General features: G+C 64.8%; 14 protein-coding genes. 8 read left to right on the forward strand and 6 right to left on the reverse strand.

Going from position 1 to position 15324, the window contains the following annotated elements:
- Positions 1–29 precede the first annotated feature (29 nt).
- The gene (locus Q0R16_RS11255) at positions 30–1745 is read left to right on the forward strand and encodes a class I adenylate-forming enzyme family protein (RefSeq protein ID WP_295635988.1); all 1716 of its coding nucleotides are present in this window, start codon (positions 30–32) and stop codon (positions 1743–1745) included.
- 62 nt (positions 1746–1807) lie between these two features.
- Positions 1808–4561: a [protein-PII] uridylyltransferase gene (locus Q0R16_RS11260; protein WP_295635989.1), complete on the forward strand. Its 2754-nt coding sequence runs from the start codon at positions 1808–1810 to the stop codon at positions 4559–4561.
- Positions 4562–4585: 24 nt separating this feature from the next.
- Here the strand turns inward: Q0R16_RS11260 and Q0R16_RS11265 are convergent, their stop codons facing one another.
- The 4 genes from Q0R16_RS11265 to Q0R16_RS11280 form a co-directional block, all read right to left on the reverse strand.
- The gene (locus tag Q0R16_RS11265) at positions 4586–5035 is read right to left on the reverse strand and encodes a hypothetical protein (RefSeq protein WP_295635990.1); all 450 of its coding nucleotides are present in this window, start codon (positions 5033–5035) and stop codon (positions 4586–4588) included.
- A gap of 130 nt (positions 5036–5165) precedes the next feature.
- Entirely contained in the window at positions 5166–6503 is a 1338-nt protein-coding gene (gene gltX, locus Q0R16_RS11270; protein WP_295635991.1) for a glutamate--tRNA ligase, read from the reverse strand.
- 53 nt (positions 6504–6556) lie between these two features.
- Positions 6557–7030, reverse strand: coding sequence for a hypothetical protein (locus tag Q0R16_RS11275; RefSeq protein WP_295635992.1), 474 nt, complete (start codon positions 7028–7030; stop codon positions 6557–6559).
- An 83-nt stretch (positions 7031–7113) separates the two neighbouring features.
- Positions 7114–8796: an NAD+ synthase gene (locus Q0R16_RS11280; protein WP_295635993.1), complete on the reverse strand. Its 1683-nt coding sequence runs from the start codon at positions 8794–8796 to the stop codon at positions 7114–7116.
- A 150-nt stretch (positions 8797–8946) separates the two neighbouring features.
- On the opposite strand from Q0R16_RS11280, the gene Q0R16_RS11285 reads away from it, so the two are divergent.
- Entirely contained in the window at positions 8947–9882 is a 936-nt protein-coding gene (locus Q0R16_RS11285; RefSeq protein WP_295635994.1) for a ribose-phosphate pyrophosphokinase, read from the forward strand.
- Between the two features lie 344 nt (positions 9883–10226).
- Positions 10227–10352 carry a hypothetical protein gene (locus Q0R16_RS11290; RefSeq protein ID WP_295635995.1) on the forward strand — a complete coding sequence of 42 codons (126 nt, stop codon included), beginning with the start codon at positions 10227–10229 and terminating at the stop codon, positions 10350–10352.
- A gap of 112 nt (positions 10353–10464) precedes the next feature.
- Here the strand turns inward: Q0R16_RS11290 and Q0R16_RS11295 are convergent, their stop codons facing one another.
- On the reverse strand, positions 10465–11502 hold the full coding sequence (locus tag Q0R16_RS11295) for an AraC family transcriptional regulator (RefSeq protein WP_295635996.1): 1038 nt from the start codon (positions 11500–11502) through the stop codon (positions 10465–10467).
- Positions 11503–11594: 92 nt separating this feature from the next.
- Between Q0R16_RS11295 and hisN the strand changes: the two genes are divergently transcribed.
- Complete coding sequence (gene hisN, locus Q0R16_RS11300; protein ID WP_295635997.1) at positions 11595–12377, forward strand: histidinol-phosphatase; 783 nt, start codon at positions 11595–11597, stop codon at positions 12375–12377.
- Between the two features lie 38 nt (positions 12378–12415).
- Here the strand turns inward: hisN and Q0R16_RS11305 are convergent, their stop codons facing one another.
- Positions 12416–12871, reverse strand: coding sequence for an SEL1-like repeat protein (locus Q0R16_RS11305; RefSeq protein WP_295635998.1), 456 nt, complete (start codon positions 12869–12871; stop codon positions 12416–12418).
- A gap of 227 nt (positions 12872–13098) precedes the next feature.
- Between Q0R16_RS11305 and Q0R16_RS11310 the strand changes: the two genes are divergently transcribed.
- The 3 genes from Q0R16_RS11310 (at position 13099) to rpmI (ending at position 15125) form a co-directional block, all read left to right on the forward strand.
- Positions 13099–13566: a gamma-glutamylcyclotransferase family protein gene (locus Q0R16_RS11310; protein ID WP_295635999.1), complete on the forward strand. Its 468-nt coding sequence runs from the start codon at positions 13099–13101 to the stop codon at positions 13564–13566.
- Positions 13567–13656: 90 nt separating this feature from the next.
- On the forward strand, positions 13657–14739 hold the full coding sequence (locus Q0R16_RS11315; protein ID WP_295636000.1) for a histidine kinase dimerization/phosphoacceptor domain -containing protein: 1083 nt from the start codon (positions 13657–13659) through the stop codon (positions 14737–14739).
- Positions 14740–14924: 185 nt separating this feature from the next.
- On the forward strand, positions 14925–15125 hold the full coding sequence (rpmI, locus tag Q0R16_RS11320) for a 50S ribosomal protein L35 (protein WP_295636001.1): 201 nt from the start codon (positions 14925–14927) through the stop codon (positions 15123–15125).
- Positions 15126–15324: the final 199 nt, after the last annotated feature.

Raw genomic sequence — 15324 nt, forward strand, 5'->3', positions numbered from 1 at the left:
GAGCGTGCGAGGTTTTCAGGGAGACGGGAATGCAGACCGAGCTTGATCGCGATCTTCGCCAGGTAATGGACGCACTGGTGGCGCCCGCCGGCATGATGGCGACCGTGCCGTTCCACCGCTTCGGCCGCGATCTGCCGATGATCGCTGCCGCTCCCGCCACGCTGCCCTACTATTTTGCGCATTTCTGTGCCGAACAGGGCGACAAGACCTTCCTCGTCGATGGCGAACTGCGGCTGACATTTGCCCACACTTACGCTGCGGCACGGATCGTGGCGGGCGGGTTGGTAGCCGGACATGGCGTTGCCAGGGGCGATCGCATCGGCATCGCCGCGCGCAATTCGACAAGCTGGGTGGTCGCCTACATGGCCGTGCTGATGGCGGGCGGTTGCGCCACGCTGCTCAACGGCTGGTGGACGGGCGAGGAACTGGCGGCGGGTATCGACCTGGTCGGTTGCACGCTGGTGCTGGCCGATGCCGGCCGGGCCAAGCGGCTCGACGGCCACGCGCATGGCGCCAAGGTGGTGCTGATCGAGCACGATTGCCTGCCGGCTCAAGGGCTTGCCGCGCTGACCGCGCTGGGGGGCGGCGCCGACACGCCGCTGCCCGCGCTGACCACTGACGATCTGGCCACCGTGCTGTTCACTTCGGGCTCGACCGGGCAATCGAAGGGTGCCTATTCGGATCACCGCGGCGTGGTGCAGGGCACTTTCAGTTACATCGCGCAGACCGTGAACATGCTCGGCGTGATGACCGCAAAGGGCCAGGCGCCGACTGACCAGCCTTCGACGCTGGTCAACGTGCCGCTGTTCCACGTGACCGGCGAAGTGCCCGTGCTGCTGCAAAGCTTCGCCATCGGGCGCAAGCTGGTGCTGATGCCCAAGTGGAACGCCGAAGCCGCCATGCAATTGATCGAGCGCGAACGGATCACCTACTTCGTCGGCGTGCCGCTGATGAGTTACGAAATCGCCACGCATCCCGATCGCGACAAGTACGACATGTCGAGTTGCACCGCGTTTGCGGCCGGCGGCGCGCCGCGCCCGCCCGAACACGTCGCGCGCATCCGCGAAGCACTGCCCGGCGCTTTCCCGCTGCTGGGCTATGGCCTGACCGAAACCAACGGCGTGGGCTGCGGCAACCTCAATGAAAACTACCTGGCCAAGCCGGGCAGCACCGGCACCGCATCGCGCCCACTGGTCGATATGGCGATCCTGGACGATGCCGGCCAGCCGCTGCCGAGCGGCAAAGTGGGCGAAGTAAGCTTGCGCAGCGTGTGCAACTTCCTGGGTTATTGGGACAATCCCGCCGCTACCGCCGCTGCGATCATGCCCGACGGCTATTTCCGTTCGGGCGACCTCGGCTACCTGGACGAGGACGGCTACCTGTTCATCGTCGACCGCAAGAAGGACATCATCATCCGCGGCGGCGAAAACATCAGTTGCGTCGAAGTCGAAGCCGCGATCTACGGCCACCCCGACGTGGCCGAAGCCAGCGTATTCGGCTTGCCCGACGAACTGTTCGGCGAAGTCCCGGCAGCGGTCTACCTGGTCAAGACTGGCGCCGTGCTTCACCCGGATGCATTATGCGCATACCTGCGCGAACACCTCGCCCCGTTCAAGGTTCCGGTAAAGGCCTGGGAAGTGACCGAAGCGCTGCCCCGGCTCGGCACCGAAAAGGTCGACAAACGCGCCTTGCGCACGCGCTACACGAGCGAGTGGGAAGAGGCCAAGGCCGCCGCCAAAGCCTGAACACGTATTTCTCCGGGTGGCCGTGCGTTGCTCTTGCGGGAAGGCGCGCCTAAGTCCCGCCCATGACTTTGCCCCGTCCAGCCAACCAGCGCGCCATCATCGACCGTCGCGCGCTTGCCGATGCCGTAGCCGCCCTGGTTGCCGAGAAGGGCGCGGGCGCGCGGCCGCCAGTGGTGGAGCAGTTGCGCGGAGCGTTGGCGGCGGGGCGCGTCGAGATTGCGCGGCGGCTGAGCGAAAAGCCCTCCGCCGGGAACGATTGCGCCGCCGCGCAGGCTTTCCTGGTCGATCAACTGGTGCGCGTGATCCACGATCACGTGATCGCCGATGTCTATCCGGCCAGTAACCGCAGCTCGGGCGAACGGCTCGCGATCGCTGCGGTCGGCGGCTACGGGCGCGGCGAAATGGCACCGCATTCGGATGTGGATATCGCCTTTCTCACGCCCGGCAAGCAGACCGCGTGGTGCGAACAGGTGATCGAGGCCATGCTCTATTTCCTTTGGGATCTCGGGCTCAAGGTCGGTCAATCGAGCCGCTCGCTCGATGAAATGGTGCGCATGGCGCGCGGCGATCTGACGATCCGCACCGCGATGCTCGAAGGCCGCTACGTGTGGGGCGATCGCGCGCTTTACGAGGAAGCGAGCCGCCGGTTCTTCGCCGAAGTTGTCACCGGAACCGAACGCCAGTTCGTTGCCGATAAGCTGGCCGAGCGCAACGAACGCCACCGCAAGCTGGGCGACAGCCGCTATGTGGTCGAACCGAACGTGAAGGAAGGCAAAGGCTGCCTGCGCGATCTGCACACGCTCTACTGGATCGGCAAATACATCCACAAGGTTAAGAGCGCGAGCGAACTGGTCGATGTCGGGCTGCTCAGCGCGTCCGAATACCGCTCGTTCCGCCGCGCCGAGAACTTCTTCTGGGCGGTGCGCTGCCACTTGCACATGGTCACCAACCGCCCCGAAGACCGGCTGACCTTCGACCTCCAGCGCGAAGTCGCGACGCGAATGAACTTCTCCGACCGGCCGGGCAAGAGCGCGGTCGAGCGGTTCATGCAGTACTTCTTCCTCCAGGCCAAAGTGGTGGGATCGCTGACCGGCGTGTTCCTGGCGCAGCTCGATGAGCAGTTTGCCAAGAAAAAGGGCGGCCTGCTCGCCAGCTTCCGCCGCCCGCGCCGCCGCACCGTCGGCGTGGGTGGCGCGTTCGTGGTCGAGAACGAGAAACTCCACCTCGCCCGGCCCGAAGTGTTCGAGCAGGACGCAGGCCGGCTGGTCGAACTGTTCACCGTCGCCGATCGGGAACGCATCGAGATCCACCCCGATGCGCTGCGCCGCGCTCGCCACGATTTGTCGCTGATCGATGCCGATGCGCGCAAGGACCCGCGCGCCAATGCGCTGTTCATGGAATTGCTGACCAGCCGCCGCGATCCCGAACTGGTCCTGCGCTGGATGAACGAAGCGGGCGTGTTCGGCCGCTTCGTGCCCGATTTCGGACGCGTCGTCGCGCAGATGCAGTTCGACATGTACCACCACTACACGGTCGACGAACACTCGATCCGCGCGATCGGGCTGATGGCGCGGATCGAAAAGGGCGAACTGGCCGAGGATCACCCGCTGGCCAGCAATGTCATTTCCAAGATCGTGTCTCGCCGCGTGCTGTATGTGTCGATCCTGCTTCACGATATCGCCAAGGGCCGGCAGGGCGATCACAGCGTGCTCGGCGCCGAAGTGGCGATGAAGCTGTGCCCGCGGCTGGGTCTGAGCGATGCCGAGACCGAGCTGGTAGCCTGGCTGGTGCGCCATCACCTGATCATGAGCTCGACCGCATTCAAGCGCGATCTGGCCGATTTCAAGACGATCGCCGATTTCGCCGCCACGGTGCAAAGCGTCGAGCGGCTGCGGCTGCTGCTGCTGCTGACGATCGTTGATATCCGCGCGGTCGGTCCCGGCGTGTGGAACAGCTGGAAGCGCCAGTTGCTCGGCGACCTTTACCAGGCGACCGAGGAACAGTTGCGGCTGGGCCACAAGGCGCACGGCCGGCCTGAACGCATCGCCGCGAAAAAGGCCTCGGTGGGCGCTTTGCTGAAAGAGCGCGACCTGCTGATCGGCACCGTCGGCCGGCAACTGTCCGATGCTTACTGGATCGCCGAGCCCGAAGATATCATCGCGCTCAACCTGGCGGCGATGGATCGCGCGATCGACCAGCCATTGACGGTGGAGGCGCATTACTATCCCGCGCGCGGTGCCACGCTGCTGACCGTGCTCGCGGCCGATCACCCCGGCCTATTCTATCGCATCGCCGGCGGCATCCACCTGGCGGGCGGCAACATCATCGACGCGCGCATCCACACCGCGAAAAACGGCCTCGCGGTCGACAATTTCCTGGTGCAGGATCCGCTGGGGCGCCCGCTTAACGAAGCGAACCAGATCGAACGGCTCAAGACCGCGATCGCCGATGCGCTGGCCAACCGCGTGAAGCTGCTGCCCGGCCTGATCGCCCGTCCGCTCGCTCGCCTGCGCGCCGACGCCTTCGACGTTTCGCCAATGGTGGTGTTCGACAATCAGGCCTCGAACCGTTTCACCGTGATCGAAGTGGGTTCGCGCGATCGCCCAGCGTTGCTCAATCGGCTGGCGCGCACGCTGTTCGAGGCGCGGTTGATCGTCCATTCGGCGCACATCGCGACGTATGGCGAACGCGCGGTCGATACGTTCTACGTAACCGACCTGCTCGGCAGCAAAGTTGAAAGCGATGCGCGGTTGAAGACGATCGAAAAGCGGCTGCTCGAGGCAGCTTCGGATCGGCGGGAGACTGTGGCGGCTTGAGTTGAGCTTGGTGCGTCAGGCTTGCTACTGCTTCGGGAAGCCATGTTTGAACTCGACGCGGATCAGGTGCAGCGGCTTTGAATCGAGATTGTTGACCGAGTGCAGCGCTTCCGGGGGCACACGGATCACGCGCGGCAATGCCACCTTGTCAGCCCCGGGCAGCTTCGGCGGCAGAACGTTGCCCTTGCCGTCGCGATTCTCGCTTTTCACGGGGCGGTCGTAGACGATGATGCTGGGCCACTGGTGGTGATGCGGTGTCTCCACTTCGCCTGGCGCCACGGTGACGGAGAGCACGCGGATCTCGCTGTCCTCGTAGATCACTGCGTGGTTATTCTTGCCGGAGGCGGCCGCGTCCTGCTTCGGGTCCCAGGTTTTAGGGTCGGTGCCGTCGGTGCTGATAGGCATATCTTGCGCGAAGGTTGTTGCTGGAGCGACGAGGAGGAACGCGCTGGCGACAAGCTTGACGGTTTTCATGGCGTCGTTCCTCCGCGCGCCCTTGTTGAGCACCACCGAATCGTAGTTTGCCGCACCCCACTGGTCAATAAACCAACGCAGCCAGTCCCGGGAAGCAAGGGCAATGGCCGTTGCCAGCCGGAGGCGAACTTTACCCCTCAGCCGCCTTCCGCAACCGCGCAACCGCCGCATCGCGCCCGATCAGCGGCAGCAGCGACGCCATGTCGGGCCCGTGGTCGTGCGCGGTCAGCGCCTGGCGCAGCGGCAGGAACAGCGGCTTGCCCTTGCGCCCGGTCGCGTCCTTGAGCGCGGCGGTAAGCGCGCGCCACGGATCGTCGCCCCATTCGCCGGCCGCCAGCGTTTCCGCGGCGGTGGCAAGATAGGCGTGGGTTTCGTCATCGAATGCGGGCGGCGCGATCGGGCCGGCGATCACTTGCCACCATTCGCCGGCCTCGCCGATATGCGCGAGGTTGGGGCGGATCGTGGCCCATGCGGCCTCGCTCATGCCTTCGGGCAGCAAGTGCGAAACGCGGGCGAAGGGCAGGTGGTGAACGACAGCGGCGTTGACACGGTGCAGTTCGATCTCGTCGAAACGCGCTGGCGCGCGGCCAAAGCGCGAGAGGTCGAAGCTGGCAGCGAGCGCTTCGGCATCGAGCGTTGGATCGACCGGATCGGACGTGCCCAGCCGTGCCAGCAGCGCCACCAGCGCCTCGGGCTCGATCCCGGCTTCGCGCAGTTCTGAAACACCCAGCGAACCGAGCCGCTTCGACAGTTTGCCTTCGGCGCCCACCAGCAGGGCTTCGTGTGCAAATTTCGGCGGTTCAGCGCCGAGCGCGGTGAACATCTGTACTTGCGTGGCGGTGTTCGAGACGTGGTCCTCGCCGCGCAGCACTTGCGTCACGCCCATCTCCACGTCGTCGATCGCCGAGGGCAGCATGTAGAGCCACGAACCATCGGCGCGGCGGATCACCGGGTCCGAAAGCTGACGCGCGTCGAAGTTCTGCGGGCCCCTGATGCCATCCATCCATTCGATAGGCGTCTCGTGATCTAGCAGGAAACGCCAGTGCGGCTGATCGCCGGCTGCCGCGCGCGCGGCGTGATCGGCCTCGGTCAGCGCCAGTGCGCCACGATCGTAAATCGGCGGCAGGCCACGCCCCAATTGTACCTTGCGCTTGAGATCGAGCTCCAGCGCGGTTTCGTAGCAGCGATAGATCCGCCCCGCCGCAACCAGCTTGTCGAACGCCGCCTCGTAGATCGCAAAGCGCGCCGATTGCCGTTCTTCGCCATCGGGACGCAGTCCCAGCCACGCCAGATCGGCGCGGATGGCATCGACGTATTCCTCGCGGCTGCGCGCGGCATCGGTATCGTCGATCCGCAGCAGGAACTTGCCGCCGGCTTGTTTGGCCAGCAGCCAGTTGTGCAAGGCGGTGCGGATATTGCCGACGTGGAGGTTGCCGGTGGGGCTGGGCGCGAAACGGGTGGTGGTCATGTGCGGCCTATAGCGGACTTGCCGGCCCGGACCAGCCCGGACCAGTGACCGGATCAGGCGGCAGTCTGCAACGCGGCGCTGACCGCGGCCAGTGCGCCTATGGTTGCATCGTAAAGCGGTGGATGCCGGTCAGCGCGGACGAACCCGGCGATCGTCCGGCTGAACCCGACGCGGTCACCCACCAGTCCGGTGCGCGCCATCACGGCCAGGGTCGCTTCGTCCGGCGTCATTGTCATGCAACAGGGCCGTCCCGTTACGAACGCATCGGGCCACGCGCGGTCGATGCTGGCCGACAGCTCCACCAGCGCGGTCGCCGCCGCGCAACTGCGCAGGCGCAGCGCCAATTCGCAGACCGGGTCGCGCCCGGCGCGATCGCACAGCACGATCAGTCGCCGCGCCATGACCAGGTGGAGCACAGCCAGCGACAGTCCGCGCAGATCGGGCGGGCTTGCCAGCGCAAGAATCTGCGCGGCGCGGTTGGCACTTGCGGCCATGGCTGACCGGGGATCGGAGTGGGTCGGGGACACGGAAAGCTCCTTCTTGCGAACGACTCGCAAAAAGTAGGTCATGGGTTAGTCGCCGTCAATGCGAATCGTTCGCAATAAGCCGGTCACCCGCTGCGAAACGCGTTGGTGATCGGATAGCGCCGATCGCGCCCGAAGTTGCGGTTGCCCAGCTTCACTCCGGGGGGGGCCTGCCGGCGCTTGTATTCCGCCACATAAAGCAGCCGCTCGATCCGCTTGACCACCTCCCTGTCGAAGCCTTCTGCCGCCAGTTGGTCTACGCTCTTTTCGTGCTCCACCAGCCCGAGCAGTATCGGGTCGAGCACCTCGTAGGGCGGCAGCGAATCCGAATCCTTCTGGTCGGGGCGCAGTTCGGCGCTGGGTGGCTTGGTGATGATCCGTTCGGGCATCACCGGCCCCCCCCCATTACCAGAATCGGGACCCAGGCCGATCTTCGGGCGCGCTTCGTTGCGCCACCGGCTGAGTGCGAATACGGTCAGCTTGTAGGCGTCTTTCAGCGGGTTGTAGCCACCGTTCATGTCGCCGTAGATGGTGGCGTAGCCCACGCTCATCTCGCTCTTGTTGCCGGTGGTCACCAGCATCGGGCCGAACTTGTTCGACAGCGCCATCAGCGTCACGCCACGGATGCGCGACTGGATATTCTCCTCGGTCAGATCGGGCGAACGGCCTTCAAACACGGTCGCCAGCATCGCGCCGAAGCCGTCGATCGCCGGTTCGATCGGCACCGTATCGAGCCGACAGCCGAGCATGTTGGCGCAGCCCCCGGCGTCCTCCAGGCTTTCGGTGCTGGTGTAGCGGCTGGGCATCATCACGCACCACACCCGATCCGCGCCCAAGGCATCGACCGCGATCGCTGCGCACAGCGCCGAATCGATCCCGCCCGACAGCCCCAGCACCACGCCGGGAAAGCGGTTGCCGTCGACGTAATCGCGCAGGGCCATCACCATCGCACAATAAATGTCCTCGGGGTGTTCGGACAGCACTGCGTTATCGCCCGGTTCGCAACGCCAGCGGTGGCTGCTACCGTGCGGTACCTTGTTCCACACCGTATCGACCACCGCTTCGGTCCAGTCGGGCATCTGCACCCACACCGCGCCTTCGGGGCCGACCACGAAGCTGGCGCCGTCGAACACCACCTCGTCCTGTCCGCCGACGCGGTTGACGTAAGCCAGCGGAATGCCGGTATCGATCGCGCGGCGCTTGGCCACGCCGTCGATCCGCATCGTGTCCTTGTCGATCTCGTAAGGGCTGCCGTTGACGCACAGGAAGATTTCCGCGCCCAATTGCGCCAGGTGGCGGCAAACGTCGGGGTGCCAGATGTCTTCGCAGATCGGCAGGCCCAGCATGGCGCCGCGAAACGGCACCGGTTCGGGCAGCGGCCCGGGGGTGAAATAGCGCTTTTCATCGAAAGTGCCGTAATTCGGCAATTCGTACTTGAAGCGCACCGCCGCGATCTTGCCCCCATCGAGCAGCGCCACGCCGTTGTGCAACGCGCCATCGCGCACGAACACGCTGCCCACCAGCATCGCCGGTCCGCCATCGGCGGTGGCGGTTGCCAGCTTGTCGAGCTCTGCCGCAGCGCGTTCGACCAACGCGGGCTTCAGCACCAGGTCTTCGGGTGGATAACCGATCAACTGCAATTCGGGATAGATGATCAGGTCGGCATGCCGGGCCTTGTCGCGAACGCTGAGCATCGCGGCGGCGTTGGCGGGCAGGTCTCCCACCGTCTGGTTGAGCTGGGCAAGCGTGATCGTGAGTTTTTCGGCCATGATCATGTTCTAGGAGAGGCAAGGCTTTATGAGCAAGCCCGCCAACAACCTTCGCCCACATTGTTGCAATGATGTTGCCATCGGCTAAGGGCGCAGGGTCGACCGGCCACCGGTTGTCGCGTTGTTCGTTGGTGACTGGGGATTCGCACGATGAAGATCATGTCGGGCAACGGCAACCTGCCGCTGGCGCAAGCGATTGCCGCCTATCTCGAAATCAAGCTGACCGACGCCTCGGTGCGCCGCTTCGCCGACGAGGAGGTCTTTGTGGAAATCCACGAGAACGTCCGCGGCGAAGATGTGTTCGTGATCCAGTCGACCAGCTACCCGGCCAACGACAATCTGATGGAACTGCTGATCTGCATCGATGCGCTGCGCCGCGCTTCGGCCAAGCGGATCACCGCGGTAGTGCCCTACTTCGGTTATGCCCGGCAGGACCGCAAACCCGGCCCGCGCACGCCGATTTCGGCCAAGCTCGTCGCCAACATGATCACCGTTGCGGGGGCGGATCGGGTGCTGTCGGTCGATCTTCACGCCGGGCAGATCCAGGGCTTCTTCGACATCCCGACCGACAACCTGTTCGGTGCGCCGGTCATGGCGGCCGATATCCAGTCGCGCTACGACAGCCAGCCGATCATGGTCGTCTCGCCCGACGTCGGCGGCGTGGTCCGCGCCCGGGCGCTGGCCAAGCGGCTCGACAACGCGCCGCTCGCCATCGTCGACAAGCGCCGCGACAAGCCGGGTCAGAGCGAAGTGATGAACATCATCGGCGACGTTAAGGGCCGGATGTGCATCCTGATCGACGATATCATCGATTCGGGCGGTACGCTGTGCAACGCCGCGCAGGCGCTGATGGACGCGGGCGCGGCGGGGGTTTCTGCGTACATCACCCACGGCGTGCTGTCGGGCGGCGCTGTGGCGCGGGTCAACGCCTCTGCGCTCAAGGAATTGGTCATTTCCGACACCATCCTGCCGACCGAGGCAACAGTCGCCTCGAAGACCATCCGCACGCTCACGATCGCGCCGCTGGTGGGCGAAGCCGTCCGCCGCATCGCCGATGAAAGCTCGGTTTCCAGCCTGTTCGACTGATCGGCGGTCTTGCGCCGAGTTGTGCGGGGCCGGTTGATCGACCACCGCTCCGCAAATACCCACGCATCGCTTGCAAGGTCGATAAAGCAAGCGACCGACACGAACCAGGCCGAATCCACGGCAAGCGGGCATCGCGCGAAGGGTGCCATTCTCGCCGATATGGAGATTGAATCGGAACGTTCATAATCACTCTCGGTCGAATCGCTTTGAACTCCGGAGCGGCTCATGTTGAAGTCCTGCATCATCGACGGCAGCACCAGCGCGGCTTTTGCCCCTGTCCTTGCCGGATGGCTGGCCCGACAAGGGTTTCCGCTGCCGGCCGAGGCGAAACGCGCCGGCCGGCCATGTTGCTGTTGCCGCTGTGCGAGATCGGCATGCTGGCGTTCGAAGTGCAGGCGCGGCCGAAATTGCGCGCCCTGCTGAGTTCCACGCCGCTGTCGTTTGCCGCAGTCGGGTGCCTGCTGGTTTAGGCCGCCCTGCCGCGTCAGGGTGTGTCGTTGGCGAACATGCTGCTCGACGACGCCATTTTCCTGAACGTGTCCTTCAGTGGTAATCCTGGGCTGTGATCAGTCAGTGGAAGGCTCACTCCCACGGCCGGATCGCACCCGGCGCAATGCGGTCGAGCATTTCCAACCTGCGCGCCTGGCGGTTTTCGAGCGCGCTGGTCATCAGGGGTTGGGGCAGATGCGCAAACTGGCGCGGCGACATGCCGAACAGCGCAGTGAACTCGCGGATCAGGTGGCTTTGATCGTAATACCGCAGTGCCAGCGAGTCGGCTTCGGCCTCATCGGCCACGCCGCGCAGCAGGCTGGCGAAATCGAGGGCGCGGGCGCGGCGCAAGACCGCTTTGGGCGTGAACCCGAAATCGCGCTTGACCATGCGTTCGAGCCGGCGCTGTTCGATGCCGTGGTCGCGCGCAAAGTCGGAAACCGCAATCGTCGGGTCGACGAAGGCAGCCCGTTCGAATTGCTGGCTGACGGGTTCGGGCAGGCGCGCACCAAGCCGGGCGACATGTTTGCGCAACAGATCTTCCAGGTCGCGAAATGCGTCTTCGGGATTGGAGCCGGCGTCGGCCGCGCGGGCAGCCACGGCGTTCCAGGGCTCACTGCGCCCGCCCAGGTCTTCGCACGGTACCGCACGGTCGACGATGTCGCTCATCAGCACATTGGCCAGGACATGGCACGCGCCGGGGCACAAACCGAACCCGAACGAGAGCACCGAGCCGGTGACTTGCACTTTCATGCGCTTGGAATGCGGCCCGAATACCAGCACGCCCGAATCGCTCTCGATCGCGCCGCGCGCGGTTTCGGCGCGCCAGGTGCCGCCGTGCTGGATCCGGACATACGTGGTATCGTTGAACAACCCGCAATCGAGCTTATGATCGGCCGGGACCGCAATACGCGAAAAATAGAAGCGCGAGATCCAGGGCGCCAGGTCGGCTGCGGGGGCGCGGTTGTATGAAATCGGCTGGCCATCCCGAGTGGTGGCGCGGGTCAAGCCGCTGGCCGGCGCAATCAAGCGATCGATCGCTGGCTGGATGCGGTTCACGTTGCGTCCCCGTTCGGTTGTTGTGCCGCTCGGATAGCGGTTGTAATCCGGCCCGTAAGTGTTTTCAATCACCGCAAATCTGTGGCCTGTGTCACTCGCTGGCCGAATTCGTTGTCGCTTGGTGGGGCTTGACCGCGCCGACGGTGACAGCGAAGCGTAATGCTATGACCATGTCCGACGATATCGCGCTCGCCTGCCGGCTGGCCGAAGCCGCGCGTGCAGCGATCCGCCCGCTTTTCCGTACGCGACTTGCCAGCGAGCGCAAGGCCGATGCCAGCCCCGTAACGGTGGCCGACCGCGCGGCCGAAGAAGCGATGCGCCGCATCCTCACCGCCGAAGTGCCGCAGGACGGCGTGATCGGTGAGGAGTTCGGCGCAACCGAAGGCCGATCCGGCCGAAGCTGGGTGCTCGATCCGATCGACGGCACCACCGCTTTCCTGGCCGGGCGCCCGCTGTTCGGCACGCTGATTGCGCTGGTGGTCGATGGCTGGCCGGTGATGGGCGTGATCGACCAGCCGATCCTGGGCGAACGCTGGATCGGCGCAGCCGGTCGGCCGACCACGCTCAACGGTGTGGAGGCACGCACCCGTGCTTGCCGCGATCTGGCCGATGCCGCGATCGCCACCACCGGACCGCACTATTTCAACGACCACGATGGCGCACACTTCATGGCGCTGGCGGCGAAGACCGACCACAAGCGCATGGTTATGGGCGGCGATTGCTACAATTACGCGATGCTGGCGTCGGGGCACCTCGACGTGGTGTGCGAGGCCAACCTGAAGCTGCACGACTGGGCGGCGTTGGTGCCGGTGGTCGAAGGCGCCGGGGGCACGATGGCCGACTGGAACGGCGATCCGCTCCACGCGGGGTCCACTGGCCACGTGTTGGCGTTGGGCGATCCGGCGCGGCTTGAGGATGCGGTGCTCGCGCTGGCGGGCGCGCACTGACCCCGCCGCGAGCGAAGGGCGCCTTGCGCCGGCAGGGGCTATTTTGCGACCAATCCCTTGGCGAGCCATTCCTGATGCAATTCCCGCGCGACCTGATCGTCACCCTTCTCGGCGCGCTTGATCCATTTGAGCGCGGCCGCCGGATCTTTGCCGACCCCCCGGCCCGCCATATAAAGCTGCGCAAGGATACGCTCGGCCAGTGGACTGCGCTGCCGCTCGACCGCCGGCGAGATGCTGTCTCCGAACCCGATCCTGGTGCTGCTGACCGGCCGCACCGAGAGCGACTTGCTTGCCAGCGAGCCCGATGCCGGAACCGATTCGCGTACCAGCACGCCCAAGGCCGCAACCACTTTCGGATAGTCGATCGGCTTTTCGGCCATGTATGACTGGACGAGGCGGATGCCAGCGTCGTTGCTGCCAGAGTCGAACCAGCAGCGGAGCGCCTTTTCCTGCTCGGTGGACAAGACCACCGAAACATCGAGAGGGTACGGCATGTTTCGACACTCATCGCCGGGCATCCGAATCAGGCCGCCGCTCGATTGGGCGTGAAGCGAAGGTGAGGCTGCGACTGCGAACAAGACACCGAGGCAAATCGATACGCATTTCATGAGATCGCGTCCCGGCAGCGTTTACAGAATCTAATGCCCTGGATTGCAAATAAAGCCGAACTTCACAAGAAGGTCCGGCAATTCACAGGGCATAGACCAGACAGAGGCCGGCAATGTGTGTTGAAATCATTCCACGCCACTTGTTCTTCTACGGCACGCTGGTGGCGGGCAATCCCAACCTGGTGGCCGCGGCGATCCACGCTGCGCTCGAACCGCTGGGGCCGGCGCGAACCGGGGGTGTGCTTTACGCCATCCCCGATCCGGCGGGCTGGTTTCCTGCGCTGGTTGCCGGCGTCGGCGAGGTGAAAGGTGCGCTCTATCGGGCAGGAGCGGGGTTCGATACCGAACTGCTCGCACGGATGGATGCCTACGAGGATTTCGAACCGGCCGATCGCGCAGGCTCGCTCTATCGCCGGGAGAGCATCACGGTGCGGACCGACGACGGCGCCGTGATCGAAGCCGCAGCCTACTTGTGGAACCGCGCGTTTCCGCCGGGTGCCGAGCGGGTTCACGGAGGGCACTTCGCCACGTGGCTGGCCGAAACCGGCCACCCGGTGTTCGAGGCAACTCGCAGCGCCTGATGATGCTTGAGCACCGGAAGGATCGCCCGCTTCGCCGCAGCCGTGTTGTAAATCGGATAACTTGCGATATAGCACGCGCAAATGCCGCAAATGTCTGCCAAAGTTTCCCGACGCCGCCAGTCTGCGCTGCGCCGTTACGCCATTCTTGATACGCCCAAGGAAGGCGAATTCGACGATATCGTGAAATTCGTGGCGAGTGTCTGCGAAACGCCGGTGGCGCTGGTCAGTCTGCTCGACACCACGCGCCAGTGGTTCAAGGCCGAGACGGGGCTGGGCCGCAGCGAAACCCCGCTGAGCCAGAGCATCTGCGTTCAGGCGGTGCAAGTCGGCGGTTTCGTTGAGATTCACGATACGCTGCTCGATCCGCTGTCGTGTGACAACGAGCTGTGTCATGGCGAACAGGCCGTGCGGTTCTATGCCGGCGCGCCGCTGATCGCGCACGATGGGCACCGGCTGGGGATGTTGTGCGTACTCGATATGCAGCCGCGCACGCTCACTGCGCTCCAGCGCCGCACGATCGAGGTGATGGCGGTGCAGGTGATGCGGCTGATCGAACTGCGCAGCGCGCTCGCGCGGGTCGATGTGCTGCGGCGTGAAGTCGATCACCGCGTCAAGAACTCGCTTGCCTCGATCGCCGCAGTGGTGCGGATGCAGGCCGGCCGGACCGACCATCCCGACGTGCGTAGCGCGTTGGGCGAAGTACAGAGCCGGCTGACTGCACAAGCCGCGCTGCACGAACAACTGGTGATCGGCAATGACAGCGAGCGTGCCGACCTCGCCGATTACCTAGCCCGGCTGGCGCCGCCGCTGCTGACACTGCTGCCCGAAGGCGTGCGGCTGGACGTGACCGCGCAGCCGATCGAACTTGCCAGCGAACAGCTTGGGCGAGTGGGCCTGATCGTCAACGAATTCGTCACCAACACCGGCAAGTATGCCTTTGCGCCCGATGCCACCGGCGCAGTGACGGTAAGCGGCGAATGGCTCGACGATGACACGTACTGCATCACTTGCACCGACGATGGGCGGGCAGATGAGGCCGCGCTGGCCGCCGCGCGCGACAGCAAGGGCCTGGGCGCGCGAATCATCAACGCAGCGACGGTTTCGCTGGGTGGCGCCAGCGAGTGGACTCTCGGCAACCCGGGGCTACGGCTGGAGTTCCGGGTGGAGGGTTAGGAGATTTTGTTTGCTGAAATTCACGAAAGAGCGAATTTCAGGCCGGCACCGCTTCAGCGCTTCACCCTTGCTTTCCGCGCCGATCCGCTTTAGGGGCGCGCGCTTCACGACACGTGATTGAACAACCGGCCTGGCCATCAGGGCTGCCACGGCTGGTTCAGCGCGTCTGACCAAAGGAGATGAAAATGCCCAAGCTCAAGACCAAGAGCGGTATCAAGAAGCGGGTCAAGTTCACCGCGACCGGCAAAGTAAAGCACGGCGCGGTCGGCAAGCGCCACCGATTGATGAGCCACAATGCCAAGTACATCCGCCAGCACCGCGGCACCAGCGTGATCTCTGATGCAGATGCAAAGACGATCAAGAAGTGGGCGCCCTACGGGCTTTAATTGGCTGGGATAAAATTCGCGGAAGAGCGAATTTTATAGCCTGTTCCGTCCCGCTCCCCCGGCCCAACCACCCACAGGGTACCTTAAATGGGCGGTTGGGCCGGGGGAGCGGGCCGGTGCCGAACGCCAACACTCAAAAATCCGCGGTGATATAGGCCTGGGCGTTGCGCCCGGAATTGGTGCCATAGACCCCGCTGCC

The organism is Novosphingobium sp. (assembly GCF_025351285.1).
GTDB lineage: Bacteria > Pseudomonadota > Alphaproteobacteria > Sphingomonadales > Sphingomonadaceae > Novosphingobium.

Bases quoted from the DNA above. Each gene is read 5' to 3' on its own strand.
- Q0R16_RS11255 (WP_295635988.1), top strand. From the start codon at position 30: ATGCAGACCGAGCTTGATCGCGATCTTCGCCAGGTAATGGACGCACTG.
- Q0R16_RS11260 (WP_295635989.1), top strand. From the start codon at position 1,808: ATGACTTTGCCCCGTCCAGCCAACCAGCGCGCCATCATCGACCGTCGC.
- Q0R16_RS11265 (WP_295635990.1), bottom strand. From the start codon at position 5,035: ATGAAAACCGTCAAGCTTGTCGCCAGCGCGTTCCTCCTCGTCGCTCCA.
- gltX (WP_295635991.1), bottom strand. From the start codon at position 6,503: ATGACCACCACCCGTTTCGCGCCCAGCCCCACCGGCAACCTCCACGTC.
- Q0R16_RS11280 (WP_295635993.1), bottom strand. From the start codon at position 8,796: ATGGCCGAAAAACTCACGATCACGCTTGCCCAGCTCAACCAGACGGTG.
- Q0R16_RS11285 (WP_295635994.1), top strand. From the start codon at position 8,947: ATGAAGATCATGTCGGGCAACGGCAACCTGCCGCTGGCGCAAGCGATT.
- Q0R16_RS11290 (WP_295635995.1), top strand. From the start codon at position 10,227: ATGTTGCTGTTGCCGCTGTGCGAGATCGGCATGCTGGCGTTCGAAGTG.
- hisN (WP_295635997.1), top strand. From the start codon at position 11,595: ATGACCATGTCCGACGATATCGCGCTCGCCTGCCGGCTGGCCGAAGCC.
- Q0R16_RS11305 (WP_295635998.1), bottom strand. From the start codon at position 12,871: ATGCCGTACCCTCTCGATGTTTCGGTGGTCTTGTCCACCGAGCAGGAA.
- Q0R16_RS11310 (WP_295635999.1), top strand. From the start codon at position 13,099: ATGTGTGTTGAAATCATTCCACGCCACTTGTTCTTCTACGGCACGCTG.
- Q0R16_RS11315 (WP_295636000.1), top strand. From the start codon at position 13,657: ATGTCTGCCAAAGTTTCCCGACGCCGCCAGTCTGCGCTGCGCCGTTAC.
- rpmI (WP_295636001.1), top strand. From the start codon at position 14,925: ATGCCCAAGCTCAAGACCAAGAGCGGTATCAAGAAGCGGGTCAAGTTC.